The organism is Virgibacillus sp. FSP13 (genome assembly GCF_054048505.1).
The window spans coordinates 17,584-37,934 of sequence record NZ_JBSVKG010000031.1 but is presented as its reverse complement, the minus strand read 5'-3'; the positions used below and the strand labels follow the sequence as shown (position 1 = coordinate 37,934).

The following is a 20,351-nucleotide window of genomic DNA, read 5'->3' as shown; positions in this document are numbered from 1 at the left end:
CCGGATAAGTGCCCGATTGTTGAACGAATTATATTTATCTATCTGCATCGCTTTTTAATTGCTTAAATTCAGGTGTTTGTATTATTTTGCTAAAGAAATCATTTTTCGCCTCCCTATAAACTTCCATATCTTTTCCTTCAAACTTCTTTTTCAATTCATCATACTCTATTCGATACCGATCATTTTGTAGTAAAACATCTCGAAACTTCCAGAAGAAATCAAATTCCGTATCTTTAACGGTCAGTTGTATGCCTAAGGGGGGAATAATTGTATCATCTTTAAATGCCCTAAATTCATTTGTTTTTATACTCCCATCATTGAATTCATATACCGTAGAAAGAGCTTCGACAGCTTGTTTAAATTGAATCTCAGAAACACGAACCTGTATATCTAAATCTCCCTTAGTAAGACTGTTTGGTATAGCGGTACTACCAACGTGTTGTACATCGGCGTTCGGTATAAGCTCTTGGATAAGATTCCTTTGGGAGGTGAAAGTTCTCTCTGCATCACATTTAAAATTTCTTTGATTATAAAAGCTTACACGTTCCATTTGATCCCTCTTTTCCACTTTATAATGCATTTTCACTCATTAAAAATATATACGAATGCATCATATTCACCTTTTAGAAAAGTTCTTTAAAAATGTACTCCATTTTGAGGGAGGAGTTTTAACTTTAGACCCCTTTCCAAAGACAAAGTAAAAAATGCAACAGTAAAGCCAATTAAGGTACCAAGCAACATATTTAATCTCATAAATTACCACCCCAAATATGTCTCGAAAAAGCAAAAATCGACGCAAGGTTTATTCCGTTAAATGCCTCGATTGCGGACTGCTCTTATTGAAAATCATTCAATTTGTACAATGGGTATAATATTTTCGTTTCCTAAAACTATGGATTTTCAACTTGGATCATCCAGATAGTATGAAGTGGTAAAAACTATGTCAAGGATGGTGCATTTCATTCAATTGAGTACCTTTTACCAAATAGACGCACTTCTTATTCCGTTCTTGTACTACCTTCAGCAAATTTTCCTTTTTTCCAGATTTGCGCCTGTTTATTGAACAAGTTGATACTTACTTTTTAGGCATTGCGAATGTCACAGGAATACCATCGTTTTCTTCGATTTTCATAAATATTTCATTAATAATTTCTAATGCTCTTTCATTTGATTCATACTTCCCCAAATCTTTATTCCATTCATCGAAAGTCGTACTGCTAACAATACCTTTTATTTTCTTCCCATTTACAGTAACTTCTTTTACATTTACCAAACTTTGCTTATCTTGTGTAGCAATCCATAACATAGAAAAACTCATCCCTCTCGTTTATCTCTTATTTGTCCCATAATCTGGCCTTATACGTAAGATATTTTCCATCCTTGTTCCATTCTTGCGCCCGTTAGCTTAACTATGAAAATTGCCATGTACAAAAGCAATACAACTAAACTACCACCAAGGAAAATCAATCCGTATTCAACAAGCCCTTTCACAAATCCAGCACCAACTATCATTCCTAGTAAAAAAACGTGTAAGTCATGATTGCCGGTATTGTAAGTGCAAATGATAAAAGTAGGGCCCACTTACTGATGTTCTGAGTTACTCCAGAAGTAAATGCCATGATTAGAAGGAAAATTATCGTTAATCCAACACAACATACAACTACACTTTTCATCGGATTTGCGATGCGATCCATCTTATCTTTGGCAGATTCTGCATCACTGTAAATCGGCTTTGTTCCTTTTTCCGCTTTAAATATATGGAACGTGTATCCTGAACAAACATGCGTCCAGCCTGCGGAATTAAACATTTCAAAATACTCATCATCTTCTTCTGGTTCTAGGAAGCGATAATCAATACTGAATATGACGTCCTCAGGATCATCTTTTTCTAACTCATAACCCTGAAACGTAAACCTTTCAACCGCCAGCCCTTCAAGGATTTTTTGCGCAGTTTCTCCATATCTTTTGCTTCTGAAAATGCAAGACCTTTCGACATCATGTATTTCCTACGAGTCATAACTTAATCTCCCCTTTTAAGACCTTTTTCCGCCAATTCAATCATATCCTTCCGACGGGCGATATCTTCATTTAATACCTGCCGACCTTGTTCAGTTAACACATAGACCTTTCTTCGTGAGTCTGAATTATCTTGTAATCGGATAAGATCCGCCGCTAATAATTTCTTAATAATCGTATATAGAGAAGCAGGTCCGATCACAAAGTTACCCCTGGTTGTTTCTTCAACTAAATTCATTACCGCATAGCCATGTCGTGGTTCTGTAAAGGCTGCCATTATATAAAATACAGAGTCTGTAAGTGGCTTTAACGATTTCAATTCGACACCCCTCTATATCACTTTATGATATATCTTGATCAGAATATATCATAAAGTGATATAAGTATCAACTCTAATTTCAGAAAATTTAATAGTGACATCCACACCCCAATTCCTTTCTGGCAATAATAACAGGGTGCTGCTTGGTTTGACGAGTTCCTTTAAAAAGGACATCTACCAACCTAACGTCACCCTGTTCCCTCTTACTGCTCATTGTAAATGTCATCCACCGAGCTGTTTGCGGAAGTTAGATTTTCGATGTTCAGCAAATTTGCCCCATGATTGAATAAGTTTTTTCATTCCTCATTATTTTTATTGTCAATCTTGGTGGTAAACGCAGTCATCAAAACTATAAAAACAGGTAATAAACTCCATAAAAAGAATCCCCATTGTTGTGTAATTATAGATAATACGAAGAAGAAAGCAAGTGCTACAATTGAAATATAAACAGTACGTTCTTGATATTTATTCACCTTGTACACTCCCTTTTGACAATTAAAATATCGCGTTCATTTAGCACACATTCTTCCATTAAATAGCTAATTGCGGAAGACTGCTCTTATTGAAAATTATTAAGTTTGTACAATAAATATAATATTTCCGATCCCCAAAACCGTGAATTTTTAACTTTGATCACCCAGAAAGTATGAAGTGGTAAACGGTCTGTCATTCATTGGCAGACTTTTCGTCATTAAATGGTAAAACTATGACAAGGACAGTACATTTCATTGACTGTAATCAATCGAGTATCTTTTGCCAAAAAAGCCCCAAAATACGTTGATTAAAATAGACTTATTCTGTCATTTTTACATTTTTGATTGGATTTCCTTATCTTTAAGATAAATAGGAGCTGGGCGTTTATCATTCACATTTTCATATAAGTACGTATCCTCTAATTTTAGTTCATCAAAAATTAATTCCTTGAAAACCGTATGGATGTCTTTTTTGTTATCGTTTCAATAATCTTACCTAAAAGCTGATAATTTGTATCGGAGTATTGAGCCTTTTTACCAGGAGCGAATTTTGGTTTCTTTTGTTTTACACTTGCTATTGTTCTATCAAAGCCCCAACTCTGATCCATTCCTGCTGTTAATTCCCCAATCAAATCAGAGGAAAAGTAATCTGGTATTCCTGATGTATTGGACATTAAATGTTTGATTGTTATATCTTTGGAGTGTCCTATGCCTTTAATTAGGTGGAGTTCATGTAGAATTTCATCAGAAAATATTCGGAGATTTTATTTTGGAGATGCAGACACTTTTCTGATCTTAATTTTAGTAAGACAGCGGTGACGTATAATTTTGTTACACTTGTAATAAAATAGGCTTTATCTGTAGTTAGATTTCCAGCTCCGTATAAGAGCGATAAAGAGTCATCTCCATTTTCGACACATAATACAGAACCATATATGTTTTTCTTTGATACCGCAGTTGACACTAATTCATCAACAAATGATGGCTCAATTGTTGTTAACAATTATAATAGCCCCCTCTCATTTCCTCCATTGTTTGAGAGGTCTGTTTCAGCGTTCGACTTTAGATATATTGGTTTAGTAGGTGATCGGTCGTTTATCTGCTGAACCCTCTACAAGCATTATACTACGAATGTTATTAACTTACACATCGAATATTTCCAATTATACAAAACAGACAGAATAAAGGGCGTTTCTGTACTTCATTAAAGCGCCCAATGGATGAATTGCCATTATTATGATTCATCAACCTTCCCTTCCTTTTCATCCCATTATTCACCCCACTCATACCTTCAGTAATAAAACAGATCCACCATCCCCTACTTTTATATTAAAATAATTAATAATTATACGATACACAAATCGATATTGTCAACCGTAAATTTGCAATATTTTAGATTATATGATATTCTATATTTAGAATTGTTTTGAGACAGCATTCGACAATCGTGCGCAACTTCTTTCGGACAGAATTTGAGTGCGATTTTTTAATTTGAAAATTTATTTTCGTTCCATTTAGTCAAATGACTTTATGGAAAGCAGGCTATCAAAATAAATACCTAAATATTTTATATATGGAGGGTGTGTTAGTGAATTTAATTAATGAAGCAATAACTCATAAAGTATTTGGTGAAGGAAATATCGTGGATCATGCTGAATCTATCATCACCGTTGATTTTAATGAGGGTATTAAAAGATTCGTTTACCCTGATGCTTTTGGAAAATTTATCACACTAAATGACCAGAATACTGCAAACCATTTGAAGGAAGTCCTTTTGAAAAGGGAAATGGAAGAAAAAGCACTTTTAAGGAAACGTGAAGAAGAAAAAGAGCGACAGGTGTCTGAACAGCTACATAGAAAAAAACTGAAGAACTACAAAATTCATGAAAGCTCACAAATTGTTTTCTGGTTAGACGAAGAAGAACAACAAAATGTATTTATCGACTGGCAAGTATTTACTGGCAAGGTTCAAAGCGGAGAAAATAAAGGTCAGCCAAACAGAGTAGCTCGCTTGCGTCCGAATAGCGCGGGTATTCTGACTGCAAGAGAGTCAGATCAACCAGAAAAAGAAAGGCGGATTCTCGGCCTCTACATGGTTAATGAAACGTTTTCAGGAAATCTTAGCGATGATGGAATGGTCTCGTCTCATGCAAAATTTAGAATCAAGCTAACGGATCAAGAGGCAAATAAAATGCTTTTCTGGAATTATAATATCAATGAGAACTATCCTCATCGAACTACATGGAATTCTGGGAAGTATCGTTATTTTAATAATGTTTGGACAGCTCAAATCTTAAAAGATATCATTGCATTAAAAACAGATGAAGAGCAAATCGGAGAAGCTAAAAACTTTCTAGAATACTTCTGTCAAATGAATGCCCTTGACATGGACAACATCCCAGAGGCAAACGGGGCTTTAAAGCAATAATAATCTGATGATAAATAGGGACGGTCCACATGATCTGAAAACATCTGTCAAACAACTTCCTTCCCTAAGCTTTCCCTCTGCTTAGGAAACGGTTAGTTGTTCGAACATTTGACCCTATTCTTGGGGCTTATCAATCTGACCTACAACATCCATCTACCCAAGTTCCATCCCGATAATAACTGTTTATCCAATGTTCGTCAACACCGCATGCAACAGGTAAATTAGCATCACCTTTTGGCTTATCTACGCTGGCACGCTAGACCCACATGTATCTGGTTTTTTTGCACATTAAGCAACATAATAGCGAAATAAATAAAGCGAGCTTGAATATTCAAGCCCGCTTTTGTGGATACTCCTATAATTTTCCCCGGGATTACAATCCATTGATTTTTGGGGAAATCACTACATAGAGATTTGCTCGAAGCCTCTATATTTGTTCTGTTCTTGTTCCAATACCTTATTTGATGCCATTCTTTTGTTGGGATTCTTTCCTTCCCATTGTTTTTTTGGATTTTTATGTTTTTTGTGTTTCCTCCAACTGATAAAACCAAAGAGCAAGGTAATAAGTGCAATGTAAAATACATTTTCAATCATGCAAACTCCCCCTTCTCTTTGTTTACATCGTAACATATGGAAGCTGGTGTCAGCGAGGAATATTCTTTCCTTCCATGTTACTTTATTATAATAAACGAAGTTCCCGTTTTATGCCTTACTTCAAAAATTCCACAACCGATTCAGCAAATTCATCAGGTTCTTCAGAATGCGGGAAGTGTCCACTGTTGCTGAACGTTATGACATCGGCAACTGCAACATCTTCTTGAAATTTTATTAGCTGCCCCTTACATGTAACAGGATCATACTGTCCCCGAATCAAAAGAGATGGGTGTTTTGCTTTTTTCAGCATATGCAAAATGGATTTATACATCTCTTCTCCTTCTAACAATCGACTATTATGAACATTGGTCCTACTAAAAAACTGTTTCCACTCTTCTTCTGTATAAAAGGAGTAATCAGTCTCATGTTCAGGATTATGTACATGGATCTTCATCCCCCGCTCACCAAGCTCAGGGCGTATTTCAGTAAATTTTTGCGTAAGTTCTTTGGCAGATTTATCGGACTCCGCTAACATAAGACTTTTTTCCGCCAATTCTTCCATATTCTCTTCTTCGGAAATCTGAGCCATTTTCCGAAATAGATTTCTTATTGACAGCCCGAAATCAAAAGTCGGGCATTCAAATACAATACATGTAATGGAATCAGGAAACATGGTGGCATATTTCAGAGCAACATAACCGCCAAATGAGTGTCCTAGCAATGCCCACTTCTCAATCCCTAATTTCTTCCTTAGCGCTTCACAATCCAAAATGATATCCTCTAAGGAAAAATGCTCATTTTCTTTGATCATCTCTGACCTGCATACCCCTCGTTGATCAATAGCAATAAGCCTGAAATCTTCTTGCAGCCTTTCAGCTTGGTGATAGCAAAACTCATAGCAGCTCTCTCCCGGACCTCCATGAAGGTACAACAGCGGATAAGCATCAGCTTTTCCGTGGATTTCGACATACATATCCTTCCCTCGTACGTTTAAAAAGTTCTGATTTGAAATTGTTTTCACGTTTTATTCCTCCACATCTTTCGTTTATACAGCAAACAACCTTGCACCTGCATCTTGACTAAGCTCTACACCCATTTGATTTCTTCACTTGGAAACTAAACCTTAACACAACATCGAATTTTCAACTAATTAATTATACAACGTTTGGGAAGGAGAAAAGTTCCCTGTTATTTGCATATAAGTTGGTCCCAGATCCCAAAGTTGGTAAAACAGGAAGCCCCACCTTCAAGCATTCCGTAAAGATAGTAAGGTGGGGTTATTCACATAGAAATATACATATCACTTTTTTTAATTACACCGTCTTAATATTTAATGAAGTCTCTTACTTTATATGATGGTTAAATAGTATGACTCTCTCCATCTTCAATAAATCTTCTTTGTTCCTCCACTACCTTTTGAATATTTTCATCTGCTGTATCGATTCTATCCAAATAAGATAAGGCTTCTTCTATTCTATTGTTTTTAAACAATGCAGTTGACATGCTAAAATGAAAGGCATTTGCTGATTCGGCAGTTTTAGGCGGATTTTTAATAGTTGAAAGTTCATTCAAAAATACCTCTGCATTATCCGTTTCATTATATGCTTTCATAATTTGGTTGTATTCCTTGACAAAATGTCTATTCTTTCTTTTATCAAGATATAATGCTGCCATTAAATACAAGATAAAATGAATGATTGCAGCTGAAACAATGATAATTACCATTAAAACAATGCTGTTGGGAGCTAATTTCACTGCTATTATTTCAAAAAATAGCAGTGTCACGATATATATAAAAGAATTTATTTTATCGCTTTTGACCTTTTTCTTATAGATGGTATTATGCATATCATTTAAATTTTGATCGTTTAGAATAGACACTATGTATTGAATGTTGCGGGTTTGATTTGGAAGGTGTTTATTACTTCTCCTGCTGATTTGAAATACAAAATTCGTGCCATCGATAAACTGTAACGTAATATAGTAGGAGAGCATCCTCTTCTTAATTTTGATTCCCTGCATATCCGAAAATTTAAAAACCTGATACCCATTGGCCTTATCCGCACGAAAACTATCCATTAAAATAGCTAAAATTCCATACTCATTTACATCAAGAACACAACCCGTCAAGGATTTTTCCCCGTTTGTTTTTTTAATATAACCTGTTACCAGATGGTCTAATGAAAATGCTGCAACTTTTTCAGGTGCAATTAGGAATATCTGCTGTTGAATAACATCTTTTAAAAGTTCCTCCGTATACCGTATTTTCACCGAATTCCTCCTTTTTTAAGATACTTTAGTTAACTCCTCACCTTTTCATTATTATTTCAAATTCTAATTATTTAAACAAGACTAGCTGGCTGACAAGTATAACACTTTTGGTTCCAAGGTCGTTTCCATATAACGGACTTGTAGAAAATCCTTTAGAACAGGTATCCAACATTGTGTTACGAAAAATCTATCAATGAAAAACAAAACGAAGATGTCATTGATAAATTATAGCTTTAAAAATAAACTGGTTGGTGGAACCAGTTTATTTTTAAAGATACTCCCTCTCCCATCCAAAAAAGTTACTCCACAATACAGCTCGTTTGATGAATGATTTATTATTCTAAATGATGCCTTATCCATACATTATGCTCAATGTAACCCCCCTTATCAGTCAATCTAATCAAGTACTTTTTTCAACAACATGAGAGGTCTTCAACAGATCTATTTTCCAATAATAAAAGAAATAATAGAAAAAATGACTAAAAAGAAACTAAGAATGCCATAAGTTGCACCTTCGAATCCTCTAATGTTAACAAAACCAATATAAAAGAGAATACCAGCGACTATCATTAGGATGATTCCAGGCAACATACTTACAAATAGGGAAAAACCTTTTTTTGCTGAACCACCACGTAAGTGTCAGTGTGATAAACCCTGGTATAAGAGCTACCAGCAGAGGTATCGTAAGCATCGTTGAGATCCACCCTTTTGATTCTTTGACATTATACTCCATTTTGAAGAATACTATCGTTATTTTTTCATACTTGTTTCAAAAAAACTGATCCTTATTTCAGATAAGTTCACCGTTAGTTTAATAGCAACTTTTCACAATCCTCTATACATATTAACCTTACAAAAACCATTTAAAGCAATGCCATAGAATCTGCGTTATTTCTAATTGCAACTAAAACAATAGATTAGGTTCCCATCCTATTTAAAAAGGATTATCATTTTGCTTCAAACTTTCTGAATATATATTTCCAGATTCACTCGTATCTTTGTCTCTTTCAAGGTTTATTTTTTTCCCTCTTAATTTTGCTAGTATGTCGGCAATGATACCTATTAGAAGTAATCCGCCGAATGGAATTAAAAAGAAGATCCATACATTCACCATAATCCACCTTTCAATTTTAATAAGAAATTTAACTTTGAGCTATTTGTCTAAACATATTCGTTATCGTGGTTAATAAAATTCTATTCTTCAATATATTCTATATCTGCTTTGCCTTCAGGTGGTACATCAGAGTACGCTATCCAATACTGTATTTCCTCTGAATAATCCTCCATCACATCATCATAATAGGTGATTGATTTGACTGGTTCGCCAAATACCTTCACTTGTTTTATATTATATTCTCTTGGTTTAATTATCGTAACAACTGGAGACCCTTTATCTGCAAGGGAAGTGACAGGAGGCAATAAGAAATTTTATCGTTGAAGAAATACACCTTGTTAACGAAAAAACGGAATATATTATAAATCCTAATATTATTACAAGAATAAGCAATTCAGTACTAAATCGACAAGACTGCCATTGTTTGCTCTGTTAAAAACATCGTTCCTATTGCTTGTTGGATCTTTTTATTAAGGGATTCTATTTATTCATAGTCACCTAAACTGGAATGATTTAATTCTTTCATCACCTGATAGCATATCTTTAATTTTAAACTGGTTATTTGCAACTTCATTTTCACCTATAATAATAACGTTGCGGATCCTTTCTTTATTTGCTTTCTCAAGAGCTTTGCCTATTTTTTTATTACTCATTTCTAATTCTACTTTATAACCTTTATTTCTTAAGTCATTTGCTACCAATAAGGCTTCTCTTTGCGTGCGTAATGGAATGATATAATAATCTACACTAGAATTCTCTTTTAAATTACCTCCAAATTCACTCAAAGCTGTATAAATTACATCTATGCCAAATGATATTCCTACTGTTGAAAAGTTTTCGTTTGTCCCGATCAGTCCACCAATTGCATTATCATATCTGCCGCCACTCCCGATGCTTGATTTAATAATAGATTGGTCAGATAAGAATACTTCATAAATAGTGCCCGTGTATATCTCCAATCCTCTTGCTAAAAATGGATTAAATACACATTGTTTATTAACATCGAGAAATTCCAAATAGGATTCTAAGTCTTTCAATTCGTTTAAACCTTGCCTTACCTGCTGATTCTGTTTGGAAAATGATTCAAAATAGCTGAAACTTGAATTATTTTCATCAGTTAAAAACTGTCTAAGAGAACTTATAGTTGATTTTGATAATCCTTGTTCATCTAGTTCAGCTGCGACGGCTTCTAAACCAACTTTTTCAAGTTTATCTAGTATTAACACTACTTGATTGATCTTTTCACCTTCTGTACCAAACACTTCAAGCAACCCAGTCAATAATTTTCGATTGTTATATTGGATCCTTACCTTTAAATCCAGCTTTCTAAATGCATCCAATGCCATTACCATTAATTCAGCTTCTGCTATTTGTGAATCTACGCCTACAATATCAACATCGCACTGAGTAAATTCTCGAAATCTTCCCGTTTTTATTGGTCCATCCCTAAAAACTTTACCAATTTCGTATCTCTTAAAAGGCATTTTAAGTGTTGGGTTCATTGCAACAACTTTTGCAAACGGAATAGTGAGATCGTATCGTAAAGCTAAATCTCTTTCTCCTCTGTCAGTCAATGTGTACATCTCTTCTAATATCTCTGCTCCTCCGCCATATTTAGAAGCAAGCAATTCGGTATAATTTAATATGGGTGTTTCCAGTGGTTGATAACCATATTGGATAAATACGTCTTCTAATGTCCTTCTAATATCTCTTCGCACTTTTTCTGCATTCGGTAAATAATCTTGTGTACCCTTTACATTTTGATAATCCATTTTCTTCATTTTTGCTTTACCTCCAGTTTTTAATAAATAAAAAACCGCACCTGATTTAAGTGTATAACTTAATTCAAATGCGATTTAATGATAAATAGCCTTCCTATTTGCGATATTTAAAATCGAATAGCAAGGCTACTTGATATGATGATGTAATTGTGAGAAGGAAATCCTAAATGGACGCATTTTACTCACCTCTAAAATTTCATTTATTATATCGTATTACAGTGTGCATTTCAATAACTTTTTGTGAAACCAAGCTCATCATAAGCGACTGGCCTCTTAAACAATCTCTACCAGTTAGTTGAAGTATGTGATTACTTTTTTTCAATGCCTTTAGTAAGTCTTACTAACCAATATAATATTATCCAGGGCAGAATAAACTTTGTAACCCATTCTATTAAAAACGGAAACTGCATATGGTATATTTACTCCCATAAATCCCAGAATAAACCAAAGTATTAGTGCAAGTGCAATGTAAAAAATTATATTTATATATGACTTCCCCAAAATCAATCCCCCCTTAGATATTCCATTAAGAGATAAAAATCTGGTGCTTCTTTATTCCGTTAAAGCACCAATTACCTTAAGTGCAATTATTCACAACACCTTAACACTAATCAGCTTTTTTAGAACTTTTATTCTTCCTTAATTCGTTCAACTCTGGAATACGTTTATAAATATTTTAAAATTTATGGTTGTCTCATAAACAAGGAACCTCTTTAGTCATAAAACTCCATATGTGTTTTTTCCTGTTTATAGTAATCTAACCTATCCTGTAATGTCCCTGTATGAAATTCAAACTTATGACCATCTGGATCTGTGAAATAAATAGATTTCTTATCTCTCTCATCTCTTGGACGTCCTGACAATATATTCACATTCAATTCCTTTAGTTTCCTATACATTTTGTCAAATTCTGCTGCCTCGATTGAAAAAGCTATATGTGTATAGGATTGTTCGATTTCACTGCGGGGAATATCTTTCTCCAAATTAAGAGCAAGCCACATTCCACTCAAATCAAAATAAGCAGTGCTTCTTCCTTTTGTTAACAATTTGGCATTAAATACATTTTTATAAAACTCAATAGATTTCTCTAAATCTGAGACCGAAAACAAAAAATGATTAAGTCCTGTTATCGACACCTATATCACCCCGAAAAATTTTTCAAATAAACTTTACAAAATGCCCGTTACAGTGCAATTAAAGATGGTACACGGTTTCGGGCGGCGACCAACCAACAACTTCCCCGTTTTTGCGAAGGTCGCCAAATCTATCATACCTATAATCCCGATCCCTGATAAAGACTTTCACGATCCGTTTTCCATTGCTTAAGAACACCTGTCGCAATGCCGCACGTATTATACCCATTTCTCCATGATCAGGATACCTTTTGCAAAATGGCTTCCACTTTTTCATTGATCGATCGGAAATTGGGTTTTGGCGTCTTTTCATCCGACAGCTGGTATTTTTCTTTCAAACGTGTGATGCGTTCCACACTTTTATCTATCCTGTCCTCGCTTATTTCTCCGTCTTCAACAGCCGCTTTCAATTTATCAAAAACAGGGCCAATCAAATCCGGATCATGTGCAACAAGCAATAAATCTCCACCCGCTTTCACTGTCTGGACTGCTGCGTCAGCGATATTATAATGATTCGTAATGGCGTCCATCGTCAAATCATCGGTAATGACAACACCATCAAAACCATAATCCTCTCGCAAAATGCCCGTAATCACTTCTTTAGACATGGATGCAGGATAATTCGCATCGATTTTTGGAAGCAGGATATGTGCAATCATGTTAACATCAGCACCATCCGAAATGGCTTTTTTGAACGGCACAAGTTCCAATTGGGATAGCTCCTCGTAGCTTTTATCAACTTTTGGGAGTTCCAAGTGGGAGTCCTTACCGGTATCCCCGTGTCCAGGAAAATGTTTCATGACCGAAATAACCCCTTCACTCTGGATTCCTTTCATCGTTTGAATGCCCAGTCTTGTGACAATTTCTGGATTGTTGCCAAACGAACGGTCACCGATGACAGGATTATTTGGATTGCTGTCAACGTCAAGAACAGGCGCGAAGTCCAAATTGAAACCAAGTGCTTGCATCTGTTCACCGAGGATGGTGCCGACATTAAAGGACAAATCTGGATCGTTCAATTCCCCAATCGAACGGCTCGTCGGCAGACTTTTCACCTGATCAGGCATTCGTGTCACACTGCCGCCTTCTTCGTCGACTCCCAGCAATAACGGGTAAGGGTTATCAGCATTCGCAACCTTCATGTCATTTAAAAGACGAACGGTTTGATTCTTACTTTCGATGTTATTGCCAAATAAAATGATACCCCCAACATGATACTTCTCGATAATTTTTTTTGATTCGGCAGTCATTTCCGTTCCATTGACCCCGCTGAAAATCATTTGTCCGATTTTTTCATTAAGGCTTATACCATCACTATCTCTGGAATCATCACCTTTCACATTCTGTCCGCCATCCCCGTTAATTTCCTTCGATAATGAAATATGATCCACATCAGGGTTATCTGAATCACTGACAGGTTTCGGTAGTACCCATTTCAAGACATAATCGTTGGAAAGTTCATAAACAAGAATAATTTGATCATGATCTCTGTCTTGATAGTAACGCGTATTATCGGGTTTTTTATATGATTTTATGGTATCCAAATCAAACTCCGTGAATGTTTCCTGCGACGAACGCATATCAGACACAATATCATCTGTAATACCAACATTGATGTCATGTGACGGATAGTTCAAAAAACGGCCAACCTCCGTATCAGCAGTCTCATTCGGTTCTCCCCAAGCCTCTTGCACATCATCGGAAGTCGTTTCACCGACGAGGATATTGCTGTCTGGAATTTTCCCTTGTTTGGCTAAGTTGAAAATGTTGTCCAAAGCTGATTCCAGCTCCGAGGCCTCTTTATTTTCATTACCTGGTGATGTTTTATTTGGTTGTTGGTCTACTTGCCTATCATCGGTATTTTCCCCTGAGAGACTAATGAAAAAGATAATCCCCCCAATAGCGATGATGGCAATGATGACGATAATAGTGATACGCTTAAGCATAACAATTCCCCCGCGATTTTTTTACTGGCTCTTCTGTTTGGACAAAGATTCTAACATACTTCTCCGGAATATTAAAGATCGCTTCACTCCAAGAACTTCCTCTATCTTGCGTTACATGCTTATGATTTGAGGAATCTAATAAGACATTCATCAGTTTCATTAGATGATTTACCAAGCCAAATTAAATGTCCCCATGTGTCAAGCAGGCATAATTCTGATAAAGGTATATTTTCATGGGCAAAATATGGATGTTCCAATGGTACAGATCCATCATGTTTGCTATGCATAATAAGGGTTGGACAAGTTACAGCTTGCAAGTCTTCGATAGATACCTCACTTATTTGTACTATCCATTTTCCTGTTCAACTCTTCTGTTATTGTTAGCCCATTAGCTAATTATTTTAATTTTAACACAAAATCCCGTTTGTTTTTCCCGGGAAAATAGAACGCTTGTTGATTTAAGTCTAAGTCTACAAATACCCCAACTTTTCAATACAGTAAGCAATTAAGTTTGTTTCCCCAACACTTATTGCTACAATGAATTTGAAAAGCATATAGAAAAGAGGTAACCTATTATGGCAACTATTAATATACCCGTATCAGTCTTAAATCTGGCTCCAATTCGTCAAGGAAGTGGTGCTAAAGAAGCAGTAGATGCCATGGTTGACTTGGCGCAGGCCACAGATGACATGGGCTATACAAGATATTGGATAGCGGAGCATCATAATACATCAACATTGGTGAGCTCGGCTACCTCGATTTTAATAAAACATACGTTAGAACATACGAAACAGATCCGTGTTGGTTCTGGCGGGGTAATGCTGCCCAACCATTCCCCACTAGTCGTTGCAGAACAGTTTGGAACGATGGCCACTATCTATCCAGATCGTCTAGACTTGGGTCTGGGCCGTGCGCCTGGTACAGACCAACTGACTGCAAGCGCATTAAGACGGTCAAAAAGTGATACCGTTAATACGTTTCCAAATGATGTCCAATCCTTATTAACCTATTTTGGTCCGGAAGAAAGGCAAGGTTTTGTCAAAGCCTTTCCAGGTATTGACACAAATATTCCAATCTACATTCTTGGTTCATCACCCAATTCCGCTCATTTAGCAGCTGAATTAGGATTACCATATGTATTTGCTTCCCATTTTGCACCGAGGTTTATGGAGGATGCTATTTCTATTTATCGTAAAAACTTCAAGCCATCTGAATACTTGGCAGAGCCATATATGATGGTATGTCTGAATGTCATTGCTGCGGAAAGTGATGAAGAGGCAGCATTTGAGTCAACAACCATGCAGCAATTTTTCCTAAATATTGTACGTGGAACCAAGAAACTATTAACTCCGCCAGTTGAAAACATGGATGATATTTGGAACCCACAAGAAAAACAAGCAGCTAAGTCAATGTCCAGCATGACTTTGATGGGAAGTAAAGATTCAATACGGGAACAGCTGACAAGTTTCCAAGAAAAATACAACGTGGACGAGCTCATGGCCGTATCGTATATGTATGATCCTGATAAACAAAAACGTTCGTATGAGATTTTAAAAGAAGTAGTGGATGGTAAATAAGATGGATAGGATTAAATTATGATTTGCACTTAAGGGGACTAGATGAGTCTAGTTCTCTTTTTGTTGTGAAATGACAAATTATTTCTAAAACTTCAACTACATGCATCGTAATTATGCTATAATTCGGATAAGCAATGATTTGACTTCTCATGGGAGGGTGGCTCATCTCTGTTGCTCGTCGGTAGCCATTGGATTATTCGGTGGATTGACGGGAGGAGGTGATGCCATGGACGAACAGACCTACCAAGCTTTGTCCCTAATGATTTTATTCGGGACGCTGGTGGCGATGATAATGTCCAACAAGAAATAAGACCTCCCCTCTGAGTTCAGCGCTCTAGTCGGGAGATCTTTTTTCCGGACAATGAGCCACCCCTTTTGATGGGGTTTGATCATTGCACCGCTTCATGTTCACGCATGGAGCGGTTTTTATATTTTATGTTGTGTAAATTCTTTCTATGTATAGTATACCACGGATTTTGCGCTTGTAAACACAATAGACTAATAATTCCAACAAAAAATAAGACCTCCCCTCTGAGTTCACCGCTCTAGTCGGGAGATCTTTTCTTCGGACAATGAGCCGCCCTTTTGATGGGGTTTGATCATTGCACCGCTTCATGGGTCAACATGAAGCAGTGATACGTTATTCGGGAGATCTATTCCTCGATAATACATACAGTATACCATGGGAACAGTATTTGTACACCCTTTCAATTTCCATTTCTTCATAAGAACCATCTTTTCCGCACAAAAGTTTAAAATCATCGCCAGATAACAGACTCATTCATCATAATATTCCCAGTCAATTTCCCCACTCTTAACAAGCGATTCAATCGTTTTCATTTGGTCTATCTCACTGACTATTTCATAAACTCCATGGTAACCTTCAGAGGTGGTAAGATAATTTTCATCAAACCCGACAGTCAAACTTTCCGTTGAGTAATGATCCGCTGCCACCTGGTTGGTAACGACAATTCTGATCCTATATTTCCGATATTCACGAAAACCATCCACTTTTTTTAGTTCCATATCTGAGAAATCTTCCAAAATACGATCAATCGTTTCATTATCTTTTATGGTTGCACTTGCCTCTCTCTCCGGAATATCGCCAGACAGATGATTCTGATAAATAGTAATGCTCCGGACGGTCGTTTCTTCATTAAGTTGATCGGAAACAACCTTTGAAAAAGTTGTATATTTCATCTGGTTGTTGATGAAAAATATTGCCAATATACAGGCTACACCTACTACCATAAGGATTAAAGGAATCACAAATTGTTTCGACCCCTGCAAATATTTCCACTCCATATAGGCTTGAAAACCATACATCACAACCAAAAAGCACAGCAAAAACACCATAATAACCTTACTATCCACTGCATCCATACGAACGATCAGAATGTAAACACCTATACCAATACATACAAGTAAAAAAGTCAGCCACCGATGAATCGTTTCACCGTCTGTTTCGGAAATCTTTTTTCTTTTTTCACCGAATAACCACCTACTTAACAGAAAGTTCATTATAGCTAGAAAGAACGCTAAATATATGATTGCAACCTCCATGAAAATCCCCCTTTTAGCAAGGCAATCACATATACTTGTAAGCAATTATTTCAAATATTTATTAAATGCGCAAACTTCTTTCTAATATTGATCCCCTGTAGTAACCAGGCAAAATACTACAAAACCAAAAAAAGCAAGAGCCTGCATTATATACAGGTTCTTGCTTTCTAGTCTCGTTCACAAATTTCTTAACGCTCTTTATTCACATACTGACGCATATTGTCCTTCATCCCAGATAAACAAATTGTTGCAGGATCGTTTTCAATATCTAACTCTATTGTCGACCCATCAATTGGTAACGTTTCTTGGAAAATATTCTCGTATTCTGCAACCGTTACTTCTTTTCTTCCTGCAAATAACTGTGTATGTTGTACAATGTGTAAATGTTCCCGGTAATTTGGCTGCAAAATACCCGTGAAGAACTCCCCTACTGCACCAGACCCATAGCTGAAGAGTCCGATTTTTGCACCAACCTGTAAATCTTCTTTTTGTTCAAGCAAAGAAAGCAAACTTAAATATAATGAGCCGGTATAGATATTGCCAACATTTCGATTATATTTCCTGCTGATTTCAAAATTGGCTAGTAACCGTTCCTTATCTTCTTCCGCGGCTTCACCCAAAACAACCCGTAATGCCTTTAGCCCCATTTTCGTGTACGGAAGGTGAAAACAGATTGCTTCAAAGTCTTTTAACTCTAGACCTGTCTTTTCTTTATATTGTTTCCATATTTTTTCAAAGAATAGAATGTATTGTTCATTGGAAAACTTGCCATCAACAAAAGCTTTATCTGAGTAAATCGGACGCCAGAAATCCATGATATCATCAGTCAAATAAGCATTGTTTTCTTCCAATTCCATGATGCGGGGTTCGGCACTAATTAGTAAGGCAACGGCTCCCGCTCCTTGTGTTGCTTCACCAGACGTATTCAGCCCATATCTAGCAATGTCTGAACCTAATACCAACACCTTGCTGTCAGGATTTAACGCAATATGACCTTTTGCCATTTGAATACCCGCGGTTGCGCCATAACAAGCTTGTTTCACTTCAATAGCCCGGGCATGAGGGTTCACCCCTAATAAACGATGGACGTAAACCCCAGCTGATTTAGAATTATCGATGCCTGATTCCGTCCCGAAAATGACAAAATCTATCTTTTCTTTATCTTCTTTATCCAAAATTTCCAATGCCGCATTTGCTGCTAACGTAACCGGATCTTGCGTGATTGGAGGAATCGCCATTTTTTCTTGTCCAATCCCGATTGTGAATTTCTCCGGTTCTACATTTCTACTGACAGCTAGCTTATTCATGTCAACATATAAATGCGGTGTATAAAACCCTATTTTATCAATTCCTATTTTCACCATTCTTCACCTTTTCTTACCTGTATAAATTTTAGATTACTTAGTGATTTTCTTCACAAATTTAAACATAATTAAAACCAACATTATAAATCATAATATAATCTACCGTGAAAAACAATGAAAAGAGAACGAAAACGAGATGAACTTAGGGAGAGGCTCCCAATTCTCCTCCTATTCCCCTTTTTATCATTATGCTTTCGGTTTCGATGGAAAAATAGTATACGACCATGACCAGATGAAATCAACGATGAAAACAATCCCCCAAATCATCCCGATCGAATAAATCGTTTCATTCGGATATGGCGATTCTGCGGCGGTACCTGCTTCAATCCAGGAAAAGTCACGTATATATCTTATCGCTTCCTCCAAACTATCTGTCCCATACATCCAAAATATGGATTGCACCACAACAAATACCAGCAAATGCGCGATGGAAGTCCGGCGATATTTTTTCGCCAAATACTTCGGATCTTTATTTCTTTCCATGATTTGATAGTCTTTTTCTTTTAAAAGTTCCACACCACGCCAACCACCGATTCTCATTCGCATCCAGCGGTCAAGCTTCATAAAGTCAAAGATTCCAAATGTACACGCATAGATCACGAATATAGCAATGACAATCTGGAAGGTGGAAATTTCCCCTGTTTCCTGATAAATCAATAATGCTAGTAGTGCCTCTAATACTATTAATACTAGAAAAGCAAGGATAAATAGTATGCTTAGCTGTTTCTTATTCAGGAAATAACGTACAATACCGAAAAGCAAAAGCGCTGCCATGGATAACAGTTCAATCGTGATAAATATTTCCCATTGGTAGGTGAGAATTAGCTCCATCAACTACCCGCTCCCTTCCCGTTCACTATATTCAGTTTCCATGTAAACAATAAGGAAGTCAATAGTTTTTTTGCCCCTTTTCAAACCAGATATAAAAGGAATTTTATGTTAAAGTAAGGATAACTTGTACCAAAGGAGATGATATAGTGTCCCTTGTCTTTTTAATCGGACTTATTGGCGTCTTAATTGCCATCTTTTTTAAGGAACCAATAATTGGCCTAATCAGCAACGAGAATAAATTCGTTCAAAAAATTGAGCGCGCAACATGGTTTCACAATCATTGGTCAGCGGGAATATTTCTGTTTGTGATGAACGCTGCTTTATTTTTTGCGGCTGGTCTGATCCTTTTCGCACTGACGTATTTCTTAATTCCATTTGTCCATTTTGTTATTATGTTTTTCGCAGTAATCGGTAGTATCTTTTTATGGATTCTTTTTAACAAAGCATGGCAAGGTACGAAAAAAAGTCGTGTCAAGATGGGATTGATCGGAAGCAGCTTCTATATGGTATTAACGTTCGTTTTCGTTTATTTCCTGTTGACGTTGAAGCCTTCCTATCCAGGTGAAGATACATTTATGGGAGCTATTGGACTTGTTTTTGCCATAATTGTCACACTCCTTGCGTTTATAACGTGTTTTACCTATACAGGATTTCCTGGGAAGAAAGAAATAAGGTAACCAAAACAGCATAAGCATACATATCAGCACAAATCCAGTGTGTAAGAAGAGAACTCCACCATGCCTAAAGAATATCGGAAACCCAACCAATTAATCCAGGAAAAATCAGCCTTTCTAAATAAGCATGCCGACAATCCGGTAAATTGGTATCCGTGGGGAAATGAAGCATTTGCAAAAACAAAAAAGGAAAACAAACCTATTTTTCTATTCATTGGTTACAGTACGAATCACTTATGTCATGTAATCGAACGTTAGAGATCAACA

The 20,351-nt window shown here is 36.3% G+C and carries 22 protein-coding genes; 4 read left to right on the top strand and 18 right to left on the bottom strand.

Features of this window, described 5'->3' with window-relative positions; all coding sequences use genetic code 11:
- Positions 1 to 34: 34 nt before the first annotated feature.
- From ACW2QC_RS18305 to ACW2QC_RS18275, 7 genes are all read right to left on the bottom strand, one after another.
- Positions 35 to 550 (bottom strand): GrpB family protein, encoded by a 516-nt coding sequence (locus ACW2QC_RS18305; RefSeq protein WP_457545379.1) that lies wholly within the window; start codon positions 548 to 550, stop codon positions 35 to 37.
- A 525-nt stretch (positions 551 to 1,075) separates the two neighbouring features.
- A complete protein-coding gene (locus tag ACW2QC_RS18300) occupies positions 1,076 to 1,306 on the bottom strand; it encodes a hypothetical protein (RefSeq protein ID WP_457545378.1) in 231 nt (76 codons plus the stop codon).
- Positions 1,307 to 1,514: 208 nt separating this feature from the next.
- Positions 1,515 to 1,928 (bottom strand): DUF2812 domain-containing protein, encoded by a 414-nt coding sequence (locus ACW2QC_RS18295; RefSeq protein WP_457545384.1) that lies wholly within the window; start codon positions 1,926 to 1,928, stop codon positions 1,515 to 1,517.
- 92 nt (positions 1,929 to 2,020) lie between these two features.
- Positions 2,021 to 2,335, bottom strand: coding sequence for a PadR family transcriptional regulator (locus tag ACW2QC_RS18290; RefSeq protein ID WP_457545377.1), 315 nt, complete (start codon positions 2,333 to 2,335; stop codon positions 2,021 to 2,023).
- Between the two features lie 296 nt (positions 2,336 to 2,631).
- Positions 2,632 to 2,808, bottom strand: coding sequence for a hypothetical protein (locus ACW2QC_RS18285; protein ID WP_457545376.1), 177 nt, complete (start codon positions 2,806 to 2,808; stop codon positions 2,632 to 2,634).
- Positions 2,809 to 3,248: 440 nt separating this feature from the next.
- Positions 3,249 to 3,500 carry a serine hydrolase gene (locus tag ACW2QC_RS18280; RefSeq protein ID WP_457545383.1) on the bottom strand — a complete coding sequence of 84 codons (252 nt, stop codon included), beginning with the start codon at positions 3,498 to 3,500 and terminating at the stop codon, positions 3,249 to 3,251.
- 26 nt (positions 3,501 to 3,526) lie between these two features.
- Positions 3,527 to 3,811 (bottom strand): hypothetical protein, encoded by a 285-nt coding sequence (locus ACW2QC_RS18275; RefSeq protein ID WP_457545375.1) that lies wholly within the window; start codon positions 3,809 to 3,811, stop codon positions 3,527 to 3,529.
- A gap of 585 nt (positions 3,812 to 4,396) precedes the next feature.
- On the opposite strand from ACW2QC_RS18275, the gene ACW2QC_RS18270 reads away from it, so the two are divergent.
- Positions 4,397 to 5,236, top strand: a complete 840-nt coding sequence (locus tag ACW2QC_RS18270; protein WP_457545374.1) for a malate synthase — start codon at positions 4,397 to 4,399, stop codon at positions 5,234 to 5,236.
- A 402-nt stretch (positions 5,237 to 5,638) separates the two neighbouring features.
- Here ACW2QC_RS18270 and ACW2QC_RS18265 read toward each other — a convergent pair whose 3' ends face one another.
- From ACW2QC_RS18265 to nagZ, 8 genes are all read right to left on the bottom strand, one after another.
- Positions 5,639 to 5,830, bottom strand: coding sequence for a hypothetical protein (locus ACW2QC_RS18265; protein WP_457545373.1), 192 nt, complete (start codon positions 5,828 to 5,830; stop codon positions 5,639 to 5,641).
- Between the two features lie 115 nt (positions 5,831 to 5,945).
- Positions 5,946 to 6,851, bottom strand: coding sequence for an alpha/beta fold hydrolase (locus ACW2QC_RS18260; RefSeq protein WP_457545372.1), 906 nt, complete (start codon positions 6,849 to 6,851; stop codon positions 5,946 to 5,948).
- A gap of 338 nt (positions 6,852 to 7,189) precedes the next feature.
- The gene (locus ACW2QC_RS18255; RefSeq protein ID WP_457545371.1) at positions 7,190 to 8,101 is read right to left on the bottom strand and encodes a hypothetical protein; all 912 of its coding nucleotides are present in this window, start codon (positions 8,099 to 8,101) and stop codon (positions 7,190 to 7,192) included.
- A gap of 934 nt (positions 8,102 to 9,035) precedes the next feature.
- Positions 9,036 to 9,212, bottom strand: coding sequence for a hypothetical protein (locus tag ACW2QC_RS18250; RefSeq protein WP_457545370.1), 177 nt, complete (start codon positions 9,210 to 9,212; stop codon positions 9,036 to 9,038).
- Between the two features lie 83 nt (positions 9,213 to 9,295).
- The gene (locus ACW2QC_RS18245) at positions 9,296 to 9,520 is read right to left on the bottom strand and encodes a hypothetical protein (RefSeq protein WP_457545369.1); all 225 of its coding nucleotides are present in this window, start codon (positions 9,518 to 9,520) and stop codon (positions 9,296 to 9,298) included.
- A 189-nt stretch (positions 9,521 to 9,709) separates the two neighbouring features.
- Positions 9,710 to 10,996, bottom strand: a complete 1,287-nt coding sequence (locus ACW2QC_RS18240) for a histidine--tRNA ligase (RefSeq protein ID WP_457545368.1) — start codon at positions 10,994 to 10,996, stop codon at positions 9,710 to 9,712.
- Positions 10,997 to 11,709: 713 nt separating this feature from the next.
- Positions 11,710 to 12,132, bottom strand: a complete 423-nt coding sequence (fosM, locus tag ACW2QC_RS18235; RefSeq protein WP_457545367.1) for a FosM family fosfomycin resistance protein — start codon at positions 12,130 to 12,132, stop codon at positions 11,710 to 11,712.
- 236 nt (positions 12,133 to 12,368) lie between these two features.
- The gene (gene nagZ, locus ACW2QC_RS18230) at positions 12,369 to 14,075 is read right to left on the bottom strand and encodes a beta-N-acetylhexosaminidase (protein WP_457545366.1); all 1,707 of its coding nucleotides are present in this window, start codon (positions 14,073 to 14,075) and stop codon (positions 12,369 to 12,371) included.
- Positions 14,076 to 14,650: 575 nt separating this feature from the next.
- Here nagZ and ACW2QC_RS18225 point away from each other — a divergent pair.
- Positions 14,651 to 15,652: an LLM class flavin-dependent oxidoreductase gene (locus tag ACW2QC_RS18225; RefSeq protein ID WP_457545365.1), complete on the top strand. Its 1,002-nt coding sequence runs from the start codon at positions 14,651 to 14,653 to the stop codon at positions 15,650 to 15,652.
- A 777-nt stretch (positions 15,653 to 16,429) separates the two neighbouring features.
- Here the strand turns inward: ACW2QC_RS18225 and ACW2QC_RS18220 are convergent.
- The 3 genes from ACW2QC_RS18220 to ACW2QC_RS18210 all read right to left on the bottom strand — a co-directional run bounded on the left by ACW2QC_RS18220 (position 16,430) and on the right by ACW2QC_RS18210 (position 19,410).
- Positions 16,430 to 17,215 carry a DUF4181 domain-containing protein gene (locus tag ACW2QC_RS18220; protein ID WP_457545364.1) on the bottom strand — a complete coding sequence of 262 codons (786 nt, stop codon included), beginning with the start codon at positions 17,213 to 17,215 and terminating at the stop codon, positions 16,430 to 16,432.
- 188 nt (positions 17,216 to 17,403) lie between these two features.
- The gene (locus ACW2QC_RS18215; RefSeq protein ID WP_457545382.1) at positions 17,404 to 18,576 is read right to left on the bottom strand and encodes a hydroxymethylglutaryl-CoA synthase; all 1,173 of its coding nucleotides are present in this window, start codon (positions 18,574 to 18,576) and stop codon (positions 17,404 to 17,406) included.
- Positions 18,577 to 18,765: 189 nt separating this feature from the next.
- A complete protein-coding gene (locus tag ACW2QC_RS18210) occupies positions 18,766 to 19,410 on the bottom strand; it encodes a hypothetical protein (RefSeq protein WP_457545381.1) in 645 nt (214 codons plus the stop codon).
- A 146-nt stretch (positions 19,411 to 19,556) separates the two neighbouring features.
- Here ACW2QC_RS18210 and ACW2QC_RS18205 point away from each other — a divergent pair, with 146 nt between their 5' ends.
- Together ACW2QC_RS18205 and ACW2QC_RS18200 are read left to right on the top strand one after the other, a co-directional pair.
- Positions 19,557 to 20,087: a hypothetical protein gene (locus ACW2QC_RS18205; RefSeq protein WP_457545363.1), complete on the top strand. Its 531-nt coding sequence runs from the start codon at positions 19,557 to 19,559 to the stop codon at positions 20,085 to 20,087.
- 60 nt (positions 20,088 to 20,147) lie between these two features.
- Positions 20,148 to 20,342, top strand: a complete 195-nt coding sequence (locus ACW2QC_RS18200) for a DUF255 domain-containing protein (protein WP_457545362.1) — start codon at positions 20,148 to 20,150, stop codon at positions 20,340 to 20,342.
- Positions 20,343 to 20,351: the final 9 nt, after the last annotated feature.

Bases quoted from the DNA above. Each gene is read 5' to 3' on its own strand.
- ACW2QC_RS18225 (WP_457545365.1), top strand. From the start codon at position 14,651: ATGGCAACTATTAATATACCCGTATCAGTCTTAAATCTGGCTCCAATT.
- ACW2QC_RS18300 (WP_457545378.1), bottom strand. From the start codon at position 1,306: ATGTTATGGATTGCTACACAAGATAAGCAAAGTTTGGTAAATGTAAAA.
- ACW2QC_RS18305 (WP_457545379.1), bottom strand. From the start codon at position 550: ATGGAACGTGTAAGCTTTTATAATCAAAGAAATTTTAAATGTGATGCA.
- nagZ (WP_457545366.1), bottom strand. From the start codon at position 14,075: ATGCTTAAGCGTATCACTATTATCGTCATCATTGCCATCATCGCTATT.
- ACW2QC_RS18220 (WP_457545364.1), bottom strand. From the start codon at position 17,215: ATGGAGGTTGCAATCATATATTTAGCGTTCTTTCTAGCTATAATGAAC.
- ACW2QC_RS18240 (WP_457545368.1), bottom strand. From the start codon at position 10,996: ATGAAGAAAATGGATTATCAAAATGTAAAGGGTACACAAGATTATTTA.
- ACW2QC_RS18265 (WP_457545373.1), bottom strand. From the start codon at position 5,830: ATGATTGAAAATGTATTTTACATTGCACTTATTACCTTGCTCTTTGGT.
- ACW2QC_RS18200 (WP_457545362.1), top strand. From the start codon at position 20,148: ATGCCTAAAGAATATCGGAAACCCAACCAATTAATCCAGGAAAAATCA.
- ACW2QC_RS18210 (WP_457545381.1), bottom strand. From the start codon at position 19,410: ATGGAGCTAATTCTCACCTACCAATGGGAAATATTTATCACGATTGAA.